This window comes from Pseudomonas sp. LBUM1647 (assembly GCF_059716175.1).
In genome coordinates this window covers 4,326,678-4,343,787 of sequence record NZ_CP166809.1, presented here as the reverse complement: position 1 = coordinate 4,343,787, position 17,110 = coordinate 4,326,678, and the positions used below count along the sequence as shown (strand labels likewise).

Sequence of the window (17,110 nt, the reverse complement as noted above, 5' to 3'; positions counted from 1 at the left end):
CTATACACCGTGAAGGGGACAACAATGACCACGCTCCTGCCTGAAACCGACCTGAAATCTGCACCCGTCAATCGCCTGCGCGTCGACCATTACACCAGCGGCATCATCGGCCCAAGCCAGCCGATGCTCGGGCCACTGGCCGACGGCGGCACCCTGATCACCGGCACACCACCGGGCTGCTGGGGGCCGATGATCACGCCGGCCTTCGAGGGTGGCCACGAAGTGACGCAACCGGTGGCCATTGCCGGTGCGGAAATCGGCGACGCGGTGGCGATCAAGATCAAAAGCATGCGCGTCACCTCGCTGGCCACTTCGTCCGGGGTGATGAGCTTCGTTGAAGGTCGCTACCACGGCGATCCGTTCGTCTCCAAATTCTGTGGCAAGTGCGGTACCGAACATCCGGCGAGCCATGTCGAAGGCATCGGCGAGGACGCGATTCGCTGTAACACCTGTGGCGCCGAAGTCAGCGCGTTTCGCTTCAGCCACGGCTACGTGATCGTGTTCGATGCGCAGAATCAGGTCAGCCTGACCGTCAATCAGGACGTCGCCAATCAACTGGCCGGTAACGCAGCCGAGATGTCGGCGCTGCCGGAGTTCGCCGCGCAACATTCGATCCTGTCGCTGGCGCGCGCCGACATCCCCGGCGTCGCGGCGCACATGCGCCCGTTCCTCGGCAACATCGGCACCACGCCGTCCCGTGATTTGCCCGACTCCCATAACTGCGCCGATTTCGGCCAATACCTGATCGGCGCGCCGCACCGTTTCGGCATGACCCGCGAAGAACTGCACGCGGCCAAGACTGACGGTCACATGGACACCAACTCGATCCGCGAGGGCTGCGTGTTGATCTGCCCGGTCAAGGTGCCAGGCGCCGGTGTGTACATGGGCGACATGCACGCCCAGCAGGGCAACGGCGAGATCGCCGGGCATGCCACCGATTGCTCCGGGGAAACCGAAGTGGTGGTGGAGGTGGTGAAAAACCTGACGCTGGAAGGGCCGATCCTGCTGCAAAACCTTGACGACTTGCCGCCCATGGCCCGGCCGATGAATGCCGAGCAGCGGCAGAAAGTCCGTGAGCTGGGCGAGCGCTGGGGTCAGCACGACATCGAGCAGAGCGGGCCGATCACCTTTATCGGCAGCGGCGAGAACCTCAACGTCGCGGTAGAGAACGGCTTGAAACGCGCCGCCTCGGTCACGGGCCTGCCATACGACGAAGTGCTCAACCGCGCGACCATCACCGGTTCGATCGACATCAGCCGCTTGCCGGGCACCGTCCGCGTGACGTTCCTGTGCCCGATGAACGTGCTGGATCGCATCGGCATTGGCCATCTGGTGCGCGAGAAGTACGACCTGGCGTAACGCGCAGCGGCGGGTCTGTACCACAGGGTGTACAGACCCGCTGGCGATACAACCGCTGCGATTTTCTGCCGGAACGGAACACAGACCCGATACACCGTTTCGGTTAACTGTGATTCCGTTCTGGCAATCATTGAGATCGAGATCATGCAAACTCCCACCCTCCCAGCGAAGGCGACCGTCGGGCTCGGCTTGCGTCGCGGTTTAATGAAAGACCTTCAAGCAGCGCGCGTGGGCGATTTCGATTTTCTGGAAGTCGCGCCGGAAAACTGGATCGGCATCGGTGGCGCTCATGGTCATGCGCTACGTGCCCTGGCCGAGCGCTATCCGTTGTCCTGTCATGGCTTGTCGCTGTCTTTGGGCGGCCCGGCACCGCTGGACGTCGGGTTTCTGCAGGAGGTCCGGGTTTTTCTCGATCACTACAACGTGCCGCTGTACAGCGAACACTTGAGCTACTGCAGCGATGACGGTCACCTTTATGACCTGCTGCCGCTGCCCTTTACCGAAGAAGCGGTGCACCACGTCGCCGCGCGAATTCGCCAGGCTCAGGACATTCTTGGTCGGCGCCTGGCGGTGGAAAACGTCTCCTACTACGCCGCGCCACAGCAAGACATGGACGAGCTGACCTTCACCAACGCTGTGCTGCGCGAAGCCGATTGCGACCTGCTGCTGGACGTCAACAATGTGTACGTCAACTCGATCAATCACGGTTTCGATCCGCAGACCTTTCTGGCCGGCATCGATTCGGGCCGGGTGGTGGCCATGCACGTGGCTGGGCACTTCGATGAGTCCGACACGTTGAAAATCGACACCCACGGCGCTTCGGTCAAACCGGTGGTCTGGTCGTTGCTGGCTGAGGCTTACGCCCGATTCGGCGCGCAGCCGACGCTGCTGGAGCGGGATTTCAACTTTCCGGCATTTTCCGAACTGGTGGCCGAGTTACAGACCATTCGCCGCCTGCAAACCGAGGGGGTGAACCGTGGATAAGCCGAGCCTGTTTCAGCAGCAAAACACCCTGGGCCTTTACCTGCGCGATCCCGATCATTGCGCACCACCGGCCGGGATGGACGTGACACGGGCGCAGGTTTACCGCGACCTGATTTTCGCGAACCTGTCGTCGTTGCTCAACGGGACTTTTCCGGTGCTGATCAAGATTCTCGGTGATGAGCACTGGCGTTCACTGGTACGGATTTTCCTGCGCGACTACCGCGCGCACACGCCGAAATTCGGCGAGATCGCCAAGGAGTTTGTCGAGTTCCTGGCCTCGGAACCGCAAGCGTTGACCGAAGGGTCGTGGCCGCCGTTCATGGTGGAACTGGCGCATTACGAGTGGATCGAGATGGCGTTGCAGCAGTCCGAGGCTGAGCCGTTGCCACTGAGCGATGCCGGGTTGTTGCTGGACCGACCGTTGCTGGTTTCGCCACTGGCCTGGCCGTTGGCGTATGCCTGGCCGGTGCAGTTGGTGGGGCCGGATTATCAACCGCAGATGGCGCCGGTTCAGCCGACGTTGCTGTTGGTGCGTCGGGCTGAGGACTGGAGTGTGAAGTTTTCTGCACTGAGCCCGTTGGCTTGGCGCTTGTTGCAGCGGATTGAGGAATTTCCTCAACTGGACGGGCGTGAGCAGCTGGAAGGATTGGCGGTGGAGGCGGGGATGGCTGGGTCGCCGGAGTTTATGGAAAGTGGGGCGGTGTTGTTGCGGCAGATGCATGAAGAAGGAGTGGTGGGCTACTGAAAACACCACCAATCCCCTGTGGGAGCGAGCTTGGTCCGGGCGGCGTTCCGACGATAGTGGTCTATCAGGCGAAAATGATGTCGCCTGACACATCGCCATCGCCATCGCCATCGCCATCGCGAGCAAGCTCGCTCCCACAAGGATCCACGCTGTTCTTGAGTAAGCGTCAGGTCTGGGAAATCAAGCTTTGCTGGCAATCCAGCACTAACCGCGCACCGCCGAGTTCACTGGTGCCCACCTCAAGCGCAAACCCATGCAAGCTCACAATCGCCGCTACGATCGACAGCCCCAACCCAAACCCGCTTTTCTGGTTGCCGCCATCGGCACGATAGAAACGCTGGAACACCGCCTCTCGCTCTGCCTCCGCAATACCAGGCCCGGAATCGAGAACCTCAATCCGCGTACGCCCACTCTCATTGACCCCCCGCAAAATCACCTCGCCACCCTGCGGCGTAAATTTGATCGAATTGCTCAGCAAATTCGCCACCGCCTCAAACAACAACGCTCGATCACCGTTCAGCGAAGGCAACGACTCCGGCAGTTGCAGTTGAAAAACCAGTTCGCCTTCTTCCGCCAACGGCAGATAAAAGTCGTGCAGCTCTTGCAGCAACGGCACCGGATCCAGCTGCACAAAACCCGAGCGGCGCTGACGATCTTCCAGCTCGGAAATCCGCAGCAACCCTCGAAAGCGCGCCATCAAGGTGTCCGCTTCGCCGAGCACCGAGTCCAGTTGCACCGCCAGCGTCGAACCCTCATCAGCCTGTTGCTGAATCCGGTACAGCTGCGCCCGCAGGCGCGTCAGCGGCGTGCGCAGGTCGTGGGCAATGTTGTCGCAGACGCCCTTGACCTCGTTCATCAAGCGTTCAATACGTTCGAGCATGGCGTTGACGATGGCGGCGAGCATGTCCAGCTCATCGCGGCGATTGGACAGTGGCAGACGCCGGGTCAGGTCGCCGGCGACGATGGCTTCGGCGCTGGCCTGAATCCCGCGTATTCGCCGCAGAGGCCGGCGGCGCAACAGATGCCAACCGACGATGCCCGGCAGGATCGTCAGGGTCACGCCCCAGAACAACGCGTGGAGGATGATCCGGGTGACGGCGAACAACGAACCGTTGTCCCGCACCAGGATCAGCCAGCGGCCGTCCTTGGTCTGGGTCGCCACCGCGTCGCAGCTGTCGGCGGGCAGGGTTGGGTCGTCGGAATCGGCGCAGTCGCTGAGCATGTGAATCTTGCCGTCCAGCGGCAGGCCTTCGGGAATGTGCCGCAGGGCGCCATTGAGGTAGCGATGCTGACCATCGAACAGGCCATAGGCGTCGATGCCGCGAATGTCGAAGGTCATGCTGACGGCGAGGGCGTCCATCAGTTGTTCGCCTTGAAAGCGCGAAAACAGATGCTGACGTTGCATCAGCGAGTGTTTGGCCAGGTTATCCAGGTAAGCGGAAACATCGTAGTACATGACCCCCATGAGAATCCCGCTCCAGATCACGAACAGCGAACTGTAGAGCGCCAGCAAACGGCTGCTGGAAGAGCGCCAGCCGTTAGAGGGGTTCAGCAATGACATAACCCGAGCCTCGCACGGTCCGAATCAGTGGGACATTGCCTGGCGGGTCGATCTTTTTGCGCAGCCGGCCGATGTGCACGTCGATCAGGTTGGTGCCGGGGTCGAAGTGGTAACCCCAGACCTCTTCGAAAATCATCATCCGCGACAGAATCTGCCCGGTGTTGCGCATCAGGAATTCCAGCAACTTGTACTCGGTCGGCAGCAGAGTCAGCAAATGGCCGTCGCGGCTGGCTTCATGGCTGATCAGGTTCAGCTCCAGATCCGCTACCCGCAACGTGGTGGCCTGGGCGGTGACGGTGTTCTGCCGGCGCAGCAGGACTTCGACCCGGGCGGCCATTTCATCGGTGGCAAACGGTTTGGTCAGGTAATCGTCACCGCCCGCGCGCAAGCCGCGCACACGCTCATCGACGTCGGAGAGGGCGCTGATCATCAGGATCGGCGTGGCCACGCCCATGGTCCGCAGCGTGGTGACAATCGCCAGACCATCGAGCTCGGGCAGCATGCGGTCGAGGGTGATCAAGTCGTAGTTGCCGCTGACTGCGCGCGCCAGACCTTCGCGGCCGTTGTCGACCCAATCCACGTCGAGGCCGTGGCTGCTCAATTCGGCGACGATTTCCCGGGCGGTCACGGCGTCGTCTTCGATGGTCAAGATGCGGGTCATAGGGCGGGCCTGATTTGGAGTACTCAACGTTGAGCGGCATTTTGCCAAGAAATGATGGCAGGCTTTCTAAATAAAACTTCATGTGAAACGAAAAGATCGCAGCCTGCGGCAGCTCCTACATTCGATCGCGTACTAAATGTAGGAGCCGCCGCAGGCTGCGATCTTTTGATTTTTCCATTGAAAACACCGCTCTCGGTCAATGCATAAAACCCGCCGCTACAGACAGTTCCTTGCAATTTGCATGGCCATTGGAAGTTCAAACTTTCTAAATCACTGAAATCCCGAGATTAATTCAAAGTTGGCGACTGGCACGGTGACTGCAATTCCTCCATTGAAGAGTTGTAACACCATCTTTCCTGCCTGGAGCGATATAACAATGAATAGATCCTCTGATGGTCTCTATCCTCCCTTCGAAGAAACGAGCACGCTCTCTGGCGTGTCCTGGGGCGCGATCTTCGCGGGGGCCGCTGCGGCGGCGGCGTTGTCGCTGATTCTCGTGTTGCTCGGCTTTGGCCTGGGTTTTTCGGCGGTGTCGCCGTGGGCCAATGAAGGGGTGAGCGCCAAGGGCCTGGGCATTTCAACGATTGTCTGGCTGGCCGCTACGCAAATCGTGGCGTCCGGGCTTGGCGGTTACATCGCCGGTCGTTTGCGGGTGAAGTGGGCGTACATGCACGGTGATGAGGTCTACTTCCGTGACACTGCCCATGGCTTTCTGGCCTGGTGCGTGGCAACGCTGGTGACGGCGACGCTGGTGGTCGGCTCGGTCAGCAGCATTGTCAGCGGTGGCGTGCAGGCCGGGGCGAGCGTGGTTGGCGGTGCTGCGAGTGCCGCGACTCAAGCCGCCGGCACGGCTGTCGGCAACACTGACAGTGACCAGTACGGTTACTTCGTCGACAGCCTGTTCCGCGATGATCGTCCGGCGGCGGTCAGTGATGACGCCGTTCGTGGCACCGTGACGCGCATCTTCGTGCGTAGCCTGAGCAACAACGGTCAACTGGCTGCCGAAGACCGCACCTACCTGGCGCAACTGGTTGCCCAACGGACCAACCTCACTCAAGCGGACGCGGAACGTCGCGTTGATGAAGTGTATGCCCGCACGCAAAAAGCCGTGGCCGACGCCAAACTCGCCGCCCAACAAGCCGCCGACACCGCCGCCAAAGTCGCTGCCTGGACTTCGCTGTGGATGTTCATTGCGCTGCTGATCGGTGCGTTTTTCGCCAGCCTCGCGGCAACCTTTGGCGGCCGTCGTCGGGATGCCGTGGTGTATCTGGAATCCGACGCTTACGTGACCACCACTTCACCGCCTGTTCGCTAACCCAGGAGAACTACCATGCGCTCACTACTGCTGTTCTTTCTCGGCGTACCGATCCCGATCATCATCCTGATCGCCCTGTTCATGCACTGACTTACGCTGGGGCACTTGCCTCTGCCGCTTCTGCCTTGGGTAGAAGCGGCGTTTTGCGTTTTTGGGGGTGAAACCAAGATCAAAAGATCGCAGGCTGCGCCAGCTCCTACGGATGTATGCGGATCCCAGTAGGAGCTGGCGCAGCCTGCGATCTTTAACCATCATTCGATCGGCGTACTGACAAAATCCTCAAGCCCTTCGGCATACGCCGTAAACGCACTGATCTGTGGAAACCGATTCACATCCACCTGATCCGGCACCACCAGATTGGTGAAACTCCACGCCACTGCCAACGTAATCCCGTCTTGAGCAATCGTGCCGTCAGTCTTCAGCGGCTGCATTTCCAGCTCCCGCTCCAGCGCCGAATAAGCTGCCGCCAGTTGCCCTTCGACCCGTTCCACCCACGGTTCAAACTGAATCTCCGCTGGCCGCAGGTTGCGTTCGTAGTAGAGCTGCACGGACTTTTCGCACGCCGCCAGCCCCAGGCCGATCAGGCGCAATGAGCGCAGGCGTTGATCGATATCGTCGGGCATCAGGCTGTTGCCAGGACCGGCCAAGGCTTCGAGGTAGTCGAGGATCAACGTCGAGTCGATCAACACCTCACCGTCGTCCAGCACCAGGGTGGGCGCCTTGACCACCGGGTTGATCTGCTGGAATTGCTCGAAATGCCGAAACACCGAAACCGACTGGTGTTCCAGCGGGATGCCAAGGCGTTTGGCGGAGATGGCGACGCGCCGCACGTAGGGTGAATCCAGCATGCCGATCAGCTTCATTGAACCGCTCCTTCAGATGTCCATTTCGGGATGGACAACCTTAGTTTAGCTTCAGCGAGCTGCAAACGGCGTGGGCGCTAATCTTCGAAGCCGACCTGTTCGTGAATCTCATCGACCTTCAATTCCAGCCGATACGCCACGGCGATAAACAGGGCCTGGCACAGGCACAGCGTCGCACTCAACGAGCGGAACGCAAACGAACTGCCCTCGTTGACCAGCAGCACGGTGCTGGCGCGCTTGGCCAGAGGCGAGAGGTTGCTGTCGGTGATGATCAGGGTTTTGGCCTGATGGTGCTGGGCGATGCGCAGGCAGTGCTGGGTTTCCTTGCCGTAGGGCGTGAAGCTGATGGCGATTACCAGGTCATTGGCGCGCACGCTGCGCATCTGCTCGCGGTAGCTGCCGCCTAGCCCCGAGACCAGATGGATGCGCTTGTTGGTGTGTTGCAGGTTGTAGACCAGGTAATCGGCCACCGCGAACGAACGGCGCACCCCGACCACGTAAATGTTGTCGGCATTCACCACCAGGTCGACGGCCTTGTCGAAGGCCTGATCATCGAGTTCCAGCCCCAGCCGTTCGATGCCTGACAGGGTCGCATTGATGCACTCGCGCGCCAGGTCCCCGCCGCTGGCCTTCTGCGACTTGTTGGCGATCATGCTGCGAATGCGCTGCTGGTAGTTCTGAACCGGCGTGGTCTTGTGGGTGTAGGCCTCGCGGAACAGCGCCTGCATTTCGCTAAAGCCGCTGAAGCCGAAGCGCTGGGAAAACCGCACGATGGCCGACGGGTGCACTTCGCACTCGCGGGCGATGTCGCTGATGCGGTCGACCATGATCCGGTCGCTCTGCTGGCTCATGTAACTGGCGATGCGTTTGAGCTGGCGCGGCAGGCTTTCGTATTCGTGGGTGATCAGCTGCAGCAGACGCTCGGCATTGATCGGGGGGCTGGCGAGATCGCTGTCGGGCGTGCTCTCGGTCGTCGCCGGCTGATCGGTGCGGGTCATAAGGAATCCTTCTGGCTTGTTCTTATAGGGACGACAGAGAGCGTCATCCCCTGACAATAGGTTGGCTGTGCGCAGTCTACAGGGTAGGCCGGAATAAAATCTTGAGCTTGCGGTCAGTACGAGGTGTGCTGAAACGATGCACTGCCACTGGAACGCCTGTACCAACGTTTATTGGAAAAAATATTCCACGTAAAAAATATTTAGAATAATTATTGATTGTTCGGCCCCGGACGTTTTAGTCTGCATCCACCAAGCGTGTTCGGCGCGACCATCGCCCCGAACGCAGGCTGATAAAAATAACAGGAGCCAACATGGGCCAGACTCGTTTTGCCAGTGGGCGTCAATTGGATCTGATTTGCCTGGGGCGCCTTGGCGTCGACCTCTATGCGCAGCAAGTCGGGGCGCGGTTGGAAGATGTTTCAAGCTTCGCCAAATACCTCGGTGGATCGTCCGCAAACATCGCCTTCGGCACCGCTCGGCTGGGCCTGAAATCGGCGATGCTGAGCCGGGTAGGGGACGACCACATGGGCCGCTTCCTCGTGGAATCCCTGACCCGCGAGGGTTGCGACGTCAGCGGCATCAAGGTCGATCCGGAACGCCTGACCGCCATGGTCCTGCTGGGCCTCAAGGATCGCGAAACCTTTCCTTTGGTCTTCTACCGCGAAAACTGCGCCGACATGGCACTGCGGGCTGAAGACATCAGCGAATCTTTCATTGCCTCCAGCAAAGCGCTGCTGATCACCGGCACCCATTTCTCCACCGACGGCGTCTACAAGGCGAGCATCCAGGCGCTGGATTACGCCGAGAAGCACAACGTCAAACGGGTGCTGGACATCGACTATCGCCCGGTGCTCTGGGGCCTGGCCGGCAAGGCCGACGGCGAAACCCGTTTCGTCGCCGACCAGAACGTCAGCCAGCATGTGCAGAAAATCCTCCCGCGTTTCGACCTGATCGTCGGCACTGAAGAAGAGTTTTTGATTGCCGGCGGCTCCGAGGATTTGCTCACTGCACTGCGCAATGTGCGGCGCCTGAGCGCGGCGACCCTGGTGGTCAAACTCGGCCCGCAAGGTTGCACGGTGATTCACGGGGTGATCCCGGCACGTCTTGAAGACGGCGCCCTTTATCCCGGCGTTCGGGTGGAAGTGTTGAATGTGTTGGGGGCCGGCGATGCCTTCATGTCGGGCTTCCTCGCCGGTTGGCTGGAGGATGCGAGCGATGAGCGCTGCTGCCAGTTGGCCAATGCCTGTGGCGGTCTGGTGGTGTCGCGGCATGCCTGCGCACCGGCCATGCCGACCCGCGCCGAACTCGACTATCTATTCAACAGCCCGGTGCCGATTACCCGGCCGGATCAGGACGCGGTGTTGCAGCGTCTGCATCAGGTCAGCGTGCCGCGCAAGCAGTGGAAGCAACTGTTCATTTTTGCCTTCGACCACCGCGGGCAACTGGTGGAACTGGCGCACAAGGGCGGTCGCGACCTGAACGCCATCGGCGAACTCAAGCAACTGTTTATCAAGGCTGTGGAACGGGTCGAAGCCGATTTGCGCGAGCAGGGCATCGAGGCCGATGTCGGGCTGTTGGCCGATCAACGCTTCGGCCAGGACTCGCTGAACGCCGCCACCGGTCGCGGCTGGTGGGTGGCGCGTCCGGTGGAAGTGCAGGGTTCGCGGCCATTGGCCTTTGAACATGGGCGCTCCATCGGCAGCAACCTGATCGCCTGGCCGCAGGAACAAATCATCAAGTGCCTGGTGCAATTTCACCCCGACGACGAGCCGCTGCTGCGACTTGAACAGGAAGCGCAGATCAAGGGTTTGTACCAGGCATCCCAGGTCAGCGGTCATGAGCTGCTGCTGGAAATCATTCCGCCCAAGGATCATCCATCGACCCATCCGGACGTGTTGTATCGCGCGCTGAAACGCCTCTACAACCTGGGCATTTTCCCGGCGTGGTGGAAGATCGAAGCGCAAAGCGCCGAGGAGTGGAAACAACTCGACGAGCTGATTCAGGAGCGTGATCCGTACTGCCGAGGCGTGGTGTTGCTGGGGCTGAATGCGCCGGCTAAAGCACTGGCCGAAGGGTTTCAACAGGCCAGCCAGAGCCAGACTTGCCGCGGGTTTGCAGTCGGTCGAACGATTTTCCAGGAACCGAGCCGCGCGTGGATGGCCGGTGAAATCGATGACGAAACGCTGATCCGCCAGGTGCAGGGCACGTTCGTTGAACTGATCGATGCCTGGCGCACGGCCCGGAGCTGAACATTTTCAATGTGTGAACACTGAACCTGTGGGAGCGAGCTTGCTCGCGATGACGGCGGCACATTCAACATCAATGTCGCCTGACACACCGCCATCGCGAGCAAGCTCGCTCCCACAGGGTTCAGTGCCGTATTCAACGGTTAGGTACAACAATAAAAGGTGCAGCCATGCCCGCTATTCGAATTGGCATCAACCCGATTTCCTGGAGCAACGACGACCTGCCATCCCTCGGTGGCGAGACGCCGCTGAGCACCGCCCTGAGCGAAGGCAAGGAAATCGGCTACGAAGGTTTCGAACTCAACGGCAAATTCCCCAAAGACGCCAAGGGTGTCGGCGATGTACTGCGTCCCTATGACTTGGCCCTGGTGTCCGGCTGGTATTCCAGCCGTCTGGCCCGCCGCTCGGTGGCCGAAGAAATCGATGCCATCGGCAGCCATGTCGAGCTGTTGGCGAAGAACGGCGCCAAGGTGCTGGTGTACGGTGAAGTCGCCGACTCCATTCAAGGCCAACGCATTCCGCTGGTTGAGCGCCCGCGTTTCCATACTGAACAAGCCTGGCAGGAATACGCCGACAAGCTCACCGAACTGGCGCGCTTCACCTTGTCCCAAGGCGTGCGCCTGGCCTATCACCACCATATGGGCGCCTACGTCGAATCCCCGGCGGACATCGACAAGCTGATGGCGTTAACCGGCAGTGAAGTCGGCCTGCTGTTCGATTCGGGCCATTGCTACATGGGCGGTGGCGAACCGTTGCAGGTGCTGCGCAAACACATCGAACGCATCTGCCACGTGCATTTCAAGGACGTGCGCAAACCGGTGGTGCAACTGGCACGCAACAACCTGTGGAGCTTCCCGGACTGCATCATCAACGGCACGTTCACCGTGCCCGGCGATGGCGATATCGATTTCGGCGCCTTGCTCGACGTGCTGCTGGCTGCCGATTACCACGGCTGGCTGGTGGTCGAAGCCGAGCAGGACCCAGCGGTGGCGCCGAGCTACGTCTATGCCAAAAAAGGCTACGACACCCTGCGCACGCTGCTCGACGAGAGGACTAAATGATGAGCCTGCTGGTCAAAAGTAATGCCCGTGGCCGGACCATGGTCGAGCTGGGCAAAGGTGAGCTGGAATACGTCGGCTTCGCCGCCTACCGCCTGAGTCTGGGCGAAACCCTGCCGGTGTCGGCCGGTGATAAAGAACTGTGCCTGGTGCTGCTCAGCGGTCGAGTCAGCATCAAGGGTGAAGCGCCGGGGCAGGGCGCGTTCGACTGGGACAACATTGGTGATCGTCAGTCGGTGTTCGAAGAAAAATCACCCTTCGCCGCGTACTTGCCACCCGGCAGTCAGGCGCAAGTGGTCGCGCTCAGCGATGTGCAAATCGCTGTGTGCTCTGCGCCTGGATTCACTACTGAAGCTAAAAGCGAAAAGATCGCAGCCTTCGGCAGCTCCTACAGCCCACGGCTGATCAAACCCGACAGCATGAAGCGCAGCGTGCGCGGCAAAGGCGCCAACACCCGTTACGTCTGCGACATTCTGCCGGACACCGAACCGGCCCATTCGCTGCTCGTGGTGGAAGTGCGTACGCCGTCGGGTCACTCGTCGAGCTACCCGCCGCACAAACACGACACCGACGATTTGCCACACCAAAGCTTTCTCGAAGAAACCTATTACCACCAGATCAACCCGCCCCAGGGCTTCGTGTTCCAGCGGGTGTACACCGACGATCGCAGCATCGATCAGGCCATGGCGGTGGAAAACAGCGACCTCGTGGTTGTGCCCAAGGGCTATCACCCGGTCAGCGTGCCGTACGGCTACGAGTCGTATTACCTGAACGTGATGGCCGGCCCGAAACGTGTCTGGCAGTTCCATAACGATCCGCAGCACAGTTGGCTGCTCGATCTTTGAACTAAAAAGCCTGAATTCCAACCTCTGCACGGAGAACACGATCAATGAGCGACGCCCCGGTCATCGGCCATTACATCCACGGTCAAGTGCAAGACAGCAGCAGCGAACGGTTCAGCAACGTCTTCAACCCGGCCACCGGCAGCGTCCAGGCGCGCGTTGGGCTGGCCAGCCAGAAGACCGTCGACGAAGCCGTCGCCTCGGCCCTGAAAGCCTTTCCGGCCTGGTCCGAACAATCGTCCCTGCGCCGTTCGCGGGTGATGTTCAAGTTCAAGGAATTGCTCGACCAACATCACGATGAGCTGGCAGAAATCATCAGCCGCGAACACGGCAAGGTCTTTTCGGACGCCAAGGGCGAAGTCACCCGTGGCATCGAAATCGTCGAGTACGCCTGCGGCGCGCCGAACCTGCTGAAAACCGAGTTCAGCGACAACATCGGCGGCGGCATCGACAACTGGAACCTGCGTCAGCCGCTGGGCGTGTGTGCCGGCGTCACGCCGTTCAACTTCCCGGTGATGGTGCCGCTGTGGATGATTCCGCTGGCGCTGATCACCGGTAACTGCTTCATCCTCAAGCCGTCCGAGCGCGACCCGTCCGCCAGTGTGCTGATGGCCCGTCTGTTGAGCGAAGCCGGGTTGCCGGACGGTGTGTTCAACGTGGTTCAGGGTGACAAGACTGCCGTCGACGCGTTGCTGCAACACCCGGACATCGAGGCGATTTCCTTTGTCGGCTCGACGCCGATTGCCGAGTACATCCACCAGCAAGCCACCTCCCGCGGCAAGCGCGTGCAGGCGCTGGGCGGGGCGAAGAATCACATGATCGTCATGCCCGACGCGGATCTGGATCAAGCGGCGGATGCCCTGATCGGTGCCGCTTACGGCTCGGCCGGCGAGCGCTGCATGGCGATTTCGATTGCCGTGGCGGTGGGCGATGTCGGTGACCAACTGATTGCCAAACTGCTGCCGCGTATCGATCAACTGAAAGTCGGCAACGGCCTGAAGGGCGACAGCGACATGGGGCCGCTGGTGACCGCCGAGCACAAGGCCAAAGTCGAAGGTTTCATCGACGAAGGCGTGGCTCAGGGCGCGCAGCTGATTGTCGATGGCCGCCACTTCAAGGTGCCGGGCGCCGAAAACGGCTTCTTCGTCGGCGCGACACTGTTCGATAACGTCACGACCGAGATGAGCATCTACCAACAGGAAATTTTCGGCCCGGTACTGGGCATTGTTCGTGTACCGGATTTCGCCAGCGCCGTCGCGTTGATCAACGCCCACGAGTTCGGCAACGGCGTGTCCTGTTTCACCCGCGACGGCGGCATCGCCCGAGCCTTCGCCCGCACGATCAAGGTGGGCATGGTCGGCATCAACGTGCCGATTCCGGTGCCCATGGCCTGGCACTCCTTCGGCGGCTGGAAACGCTCGCTGTTCGGCGATCACCACGCTTACGGCGAAGAAGGTATCCGCTTCTACAGCCGTTACAAAAGCGTGATGCAGCGCTGGCCTGACAGCATTGCCAACGGCCCTGAATTCAGCATGCCGACGGCCAACTAATTCACCTGTGCGGAGAACAACAATAATGAGCAAACCCCTGCGTTTCGCCCTGAACCGTATGGTCGCCCCACGTTTGTCCCTGCCCGCGTTCATCGAGCTGGCGGTGACCCTCAAGGCCGACGCCATCGAAATTCGCAACGACCTTAAAGGCGTCGAGATCGAAGACGGCACCGCACCCGAGCGCGTCCGTGAGTTGTGTGCCGCTAAAGGCATCACCGTGCTGTCGATCAACGCGCTGTATCCGTTTGATGTGTGGAATGACGAGCGCCATGCGCACGCCTTGAAGCTGGCCGCTTATGCCCGTGATTGCGGCGCTCAAGGGTTGGTCATGTGCCCGCTCAACGACAGTGCCGACCCGCGTAACGAAGCCGAACGCGCTTCGGGTTTGCGCACCGCGTTGACTGAACTGGCGCCGATCCTGCGTGAACACGGCATTCTCGGTTTCATCGAGCCGCTGGGTTTCGAAGAGTGCTCGCTGCGCCGTAAACGTACGGCGGTGGACGCGATCAAGGCCATCGGTGGGCTGGATGTGTTCCGTCTGGTTCACGACACCTTTCACCATCACCTGGCCAGCGAGCATGAGTTCTTCCCCGAGCTGACCGGGCTGGTGCACATCTCCGGTGTCGAAGATGCCGAGGCACCGTTGGCGACCATTCGCGACGGGCATCGGGTGCTGGTGGGCGAGGGCGACATCCTTGGCAACGCGGCGCAAATCGACACCTTGCTCAGCAGCGGCTACAGCGGCTACCTGTCGTTCGAACCGTTTGCCGACAGCGTCCATGGCCTGGCGGATATCCAGCAGGCGATCAGCGCGAGCATGGATCACCTGCAAAAATCTTTGGCCTGACACCTCCCCCTGTAGGAGCTGTCGAGTGAAACGAGGCTGCGATCTTTTGATTTTAAAGATCAAGATCAAAAGATCGCAGCTTTCGGCAGCTCCTACAGGGATCGGATGTGTATTTGAAAGGTGCGGTTATGACCACAACAAGACTGACCATGGCCCAGGCCCTGGTGAAATTCCTCGATAACCAGTACATCGAGGTCGATGGGGTTCAAAGCAAATTCGTCGCCGGGATCTTTACCATTTTCGGCCACGGCAACGTACTGGGCCTGGGCCAGGCCTTGGAGCAGGACAGTGGCGACCTGATCGTCCATCAGGGGCGCAACGAGCAAGGCATGGCCCACGCGGCCATCGGTTTCGCCAAGCAACACCTGCGGCGCAAGATCTACGCCTGCTCCTCATCGGTAGGCCCAGGCGCGGCGAACATGTTGACCGCCGCCGCGACGGCGACTGCCAATCGCATTCCCTTGCTGCTGTTGCCCGGCGATGTTTACGCCTGCCGCCAGCCGGACCCGGTGCTGCAACAGATCGAGCAGTTCCACGACCTGAGCATCAGCACCAACGATGCGTTCAAGGCCGTGAGCAAATACTGGGACCGCATCAACCGTCCCGAGCAACTCATGACGGCGGCGATCCACGCCATGCGCGTGCTCACAGACCCTGCCGAAACCGGCGCGGTGACCCTGGCCTTGCCGCAAGATGTGCAAGCCGAGGCCTACGACTACCCCGATTACTTCCTGCAAAAACGCGTGCACCGCATTGAGCGTCGTCCGGCGACCGAAGCGATGCTCGGTGATGCGCTGGCGCTGTTCAAAGGCAAGCGCAAGCCGCTGATCATTTGCGGCGGCGGGGTCAGATATTCCGGCGCCAATGCCGCCTTGCAGGCATTTGCCGAGCGCTTCGATATTCCCTTCGCCGAAACCCAGGCCGGCAAGAGTGCGGTGGTGTCCAGCCACCCGCTGAACGTTGGCGGGATCGGTGAAACGGGCTGTCTGGCGGCGAATCTGTTGGCCAGGGATGCGGACCTGATCATCGGTGTCGGCACCCGCTACAGCGATTTCACCACCGCGTCGAAATCCCTGTTCCAGCATCCTGACGTGCAATTTCTCAACCTCAACATCAGTCCCTGCGATGCCTTGAAGCTCGACGGCGTGCAACTGTTGGCGGATGCCAAAGTCGGGCTGCAAGCCCTGGCTGAAGCCTTGGGCGATTACCGTTCTGCGTGGGGTGATCAACCGCGTCAAGCCAAGGCGCAACTGGACGAGGAAGTCGACCGCATCTATCAGGTCGAATACCAGAGCAAAGACTTCATCCCGGAAATCAACGACCACATGGACCCGGCGGTGCTGCGCGAATTCATCGAGCTGACCGGTTCCTGCCTGACCCAGAGCCGTGTGCTCGGCGTGCTCAATGAAACCCTCGCCGATGACGCCGTGATCGTCGCCGCCGCCGGCAGCCTGCCCGGTGACTTGCAGCGCAGTTGGCGCAGCAAGGGGGTGAACACCTATCACGTCGAGTACGGCTATTCCTGCATGGGTTACGAGGTCAACGCCGCACTGGGCGTGAAACTCGCCGAGCCGGATCGCGAGGTCTACGCGCTGGTCGGTGACGGCTCCTACATGATGCTGCACTCGGAGCTGGCGACCTCGATTCAGGAGCGACGCAAGATCAACGTGGTGTTGCTCGACAACATGACCTTCGGTTGCATCAACAACCTGCAGATGGAACACGGCATGGACAGCTTCGGTACCGAGTTCCGGTTCCGCAACCCGGAAACCGGCAAGCTCGACGGCGGGTTCGTGCCGGTGGATTTCGCTATGAGCGCGGCGGCTTATGGCTGCAAGACCTACAAGGTGAACACGGTCGAAGAACTGAACGCCGCATTGGCCGATGCGCGATTGCAGACCGTGTCGACGTTGATCGACATCAAGGTCCTGCCCAAAACCATGATTCACAAATACCTGTCGTGGTGGCGGGTCGGCGTGGCGCAAGTCTCCACCAGCGCGCGTACCGATGCGGTGGCCAAAACCCTGAATGAACGACTGGCCAAGGCCCGTCAGTACTGATTGCCCCTGATACCAACAACA

Annotated in this window: 14 protein-coding genes; 10 read left to right on the top strand and 4 right to left on the bottom strand. The window is 60.6% G+C overall.

What is annotated here, in order from left to right; all coding sequences use genetic code 11:
• Positions 1–24: 24 nt before the first annotated feature.
• From ACA059_RS19800 to ACA059_RS19790, 3 genes are all read left to right on the top strand, one after another.
• The gene (locus ACA059_RS19800) at positions 25–1,359 is read left to right on the top strand and encodes an acetamidase/formamidase family protein (protein WP_497630650.1); all 1,335 of its coding nucleotides are present in this window, start codon (positions 25–27) and stop codon (positions 1,357–1,359) included.
• A 144-nt stretch (positions 1,360–1,503) separates the two neighbouring features.
• Positions 1,504–2,343: an HvfB family MNIO-type RiPP peptide maturase gene (locus ACA059_RS19795; RefSeq protein WP_497630649.1), complete on the top strand. Its 840-nt coding sequence runs from the start codon at positions 1,504–1,506 to the stop codon at positions 2,341–2,343.
• Positions 2,336–3,088: an HvfC family RiPP maturation protein gene (locus tag ACA059_RS19790; protein ID WP_497630648.1), complete on the top strand. Its 753-nt coding sequence runs from the start codon at positions 2,336–2,338 to the stop codon at positions 3,086–3,088. The genes ACA059_RS19795 and ACA059_RS19790 overlap by 8 nt, the downstream gene beginning before the upstream one ends.
• A 166-nt stretch (positions 3,089–3,254) precedes the next feature.
• Here the strand turns inward: ACA059_RS19790 and ACA059_RS19785 are convergent, their stop codons facing one another.
• Together ACA059_RS19785 and ACA059_RS19780 are read right to left on the bottom strand one after the other, a co-directional pair.
• Complete coding sequence (locus tag ACA059_RS19785; RefSeq protein ID WP_497630647.1) at positions 3,255–4,649, bottom strand: sensor histidine kinase; 1,395 nt, start codon at positions 4,647–4,649, stop codon at positions 3,255–3,257.
• Entirely contained in the window at positions 4,627–5,310 is a 684-nt protein-coding gene (locus ACA059_RS19780; RefSeq protein ID WP_223433656.1) for a response regulator transcription factor, read from the bottom strand. Before ACA059_RS19780 ends, ACA059_RS19785 begins: the two co-directional genes overlap by 23 nt.
• A gap of 376 nt (positions 5,311–5,686) precedes the next feature.
• Here ACA059_RS19780 and ACA059_RS19775 point away from each other — a divergent pair, with 376 nt between their 5' ends.
• Positions 5,687–6,625: a hypothetical protein gene (locus ACA059_RS19775; protein WP_497630646.1), complete on the top strand. Its 939-nt coding sequence runs from the start codon at positions 5,687–5,689 to the stop codon at positions 6,623–6,625.
• A 251-nt stretch (positions 6,626–6,876) separates the two neighbouring features.
• Here ACA059_RS19775 and ACA059_RS19770 read toward each other — a convergent pair whose 3' ends face one another.
• A complete protein-coding gene (locus ACA059_RS19770) occupies positions 6,877–7,488 on the bottom strand; it encodes a glutathione S-transferase (protein ID WP_497630645.1) in 612 nt (203 codons plus the stop codon).
• Between the two features lie 77 nt (positions 7,489–7,565).
• Entirely contained in the window at positions 7,566–8,486 is a 921-nt protein-coding gene (locus tag ACA059_RS19765; protein ID WP_497630644.1) for a MurR/RpiR family transcriptional regulator, read from the bottom strand.
• 311 nt (positions 8,487–8,797) lie between these two features.
• Between ACA059_RS19765 and ACA059_RS19760 the strand changes: the two genes are divergently transcribed.
• The 6 genes from ACA059_RS19760 to iolD all read left to right on the top strand — a co-directional run bounded on the left by ACA059_RS19760 (position 8,798) and on the right by iolD (position 17,089).
• A complete protein-coding gene (locus tag ACA059_RS19760; RefSeq protein ID WP_497630643.1) occupies positions 8,798–10,735 on the top strand; it encodes a bifunctional 5-dehydro-2-deoxygluconokinase/5-dehydro-2-deoxyphosphogluconate aldolase in 1,938 nt (645 codons plus the stop codon).
• Between the two features lie 167 nt (positions 10,736–10,902).
• A complete protein-coding gene (gene iolE / locus ACA059_RS19755; RefSeq protein ID WP_497630642.1) occupies positions 10,903–11,793 on the top strand; it encodes a myo-inosose-2 dehydratase in 891 nt (296 codons plus the stop codon).
• Positions 11,793–12,635, top strand: a complete 843-nt coding sequence (gene iolB / locus ACA059_RS19750; protein ID WP_497630641.1) for a 5-deoxy-glucuronate isomerase — start codon at positions 11,793–11,795, stop codon at positions 12,633–12,635. Before iolE ends, iolB begins: the two co-directional genes overlap by 1 nt.
• Before the next feature lie 44 nt (positions 12,636–12,679).
• Positions 12,680–14,182: a CoA-acylating methylmalonate-semialdehyde dehydrogenase gene (locus ACA059_RS19745; protein WP_497630640.1), complete on the top strand. Its 1,503-nt coding sequence runs from the start codon at positions 12,680–12,682 to the stop codon at positions 14,180–14,182.
• Positions 14,183–14,207: 25 nt separating this feature from the next.
• A complete protein-coding gene (locus ACA059_RS19740) occupies positions 14,208–15,029 on the top strand; it encodes a TIM barrel protein (RefSeq protein ID WP_497630639.1) in 822 nt (273 codons plus the stop codon).
• 128 nt (positions 15,030–15,157) lie between these two features.
• Positions 15,158–17,089 carry a 3D-(3,5/4)-trihydroxycyclohexane-1,2-dione acylhydrolase (decyclizing) gene (gene iolD / locus ACA059_RS19735; protein WP_497630638.1) on the top strand — a complete coding sequence of 644 codons (1,932 nt, stop codon included), beginning with the start codon at positions 15,158–15,160 and terminating at the stop codon, positions 17,087–17,089.
• Positions 17,090–17,110: the final 21 nt, after the last annotated feature.

Bases quoted from the DNA above. Each gene is read 5' to 3' on its own strand.
- ACA059_RS19765 (WP_497630644.1), bottom strand. From the start codon at position 8,486: ATGACCCGCACCGATCAGCCGGCGACGACCGAGAGCACGCCCGACAGC.
- iolD (WP_497630638.1), top strand. From the start codon at position 15,158: ATGACCACAACAAGACTGACCATGGCCCAGGCCCTGGTGAAATTCCTC.
- iolE (WP_497630642.1), top strand. From the start codon at position 10,903: ATGCCCGCTATTCGAATTGGCATCAACCCGATTTCCTGGAGCAACGAC.
- ACA059_RS19785 (WP_497630647.1), bottom strand. From the start codon at position 4,649: ATGTCATTGCTGAACCCCTCTAACGGCTGGCGCTCTTCCAGCAGCCGT.
- ACA059_RS19770 (WP_497630645.1), bottom strand. From the start codon at position 7,488: ATGAAGCTGATCGGCATGCTGGATTCACCCTACGTGCGGCGCGTCGCC.
- ACA059_RS19740 (WP_497630639.1), top strand. From the start codon at position 14,208: ATGAGCAAACCCCTGCGTTTCGCCCTGAACCGTATGGTCGCCCCACGT.
- ACA059_RS19780 (WP_223433656.1), bottom strand. From the start codon at position 5,310: ATGACCCGCATCTTGACCATCGAAGACGACGCCGTGACCGCCCGGGAA.
- ACA059_RS19760 (WP_497630643.1), top strand. From the start codon at position 8,798: ATGGGCCAGACTCGTTTTGCCAGTGGGCGTCAATTGGATCTGATTTGC.
- ACA059_RS19795 (WP_497630649.1), top strand. From the start codon at position 1,504: ATGCAAACTCCCACCCTCCCAGCGAAGGCGACCGTCGGGCTCGGCTTG.
- ACA059_RS19800 (WP_497630650.1), top strand. From the start codon at position 25: ATGACCACGCTCCTGCCTGAAACCGACCTGAAATCTGCACCCGTCAAT.
- iolB (WP_497630641.1), top strand. From the start codon at position 11,793: ATGAGCCTGCTGGTCAAAAGTAATGCCCGTGGCCGGACCATGGTCGAG.
- ACA059_RS19745 (WP_497630640.1), top strand. From the start codon at position 12,680: ATGAGCGACGCCCCGGTCATCGGCCATTACATCCACGGTCAAGTGCAA.
- ACA059_RS19775 (WP_497630646.1), top strand. From the start codon at position 5,687: ATGAATAGATCCTCTGATGGTCTCTATCCTCCCTTCGAAGAAACGAGC.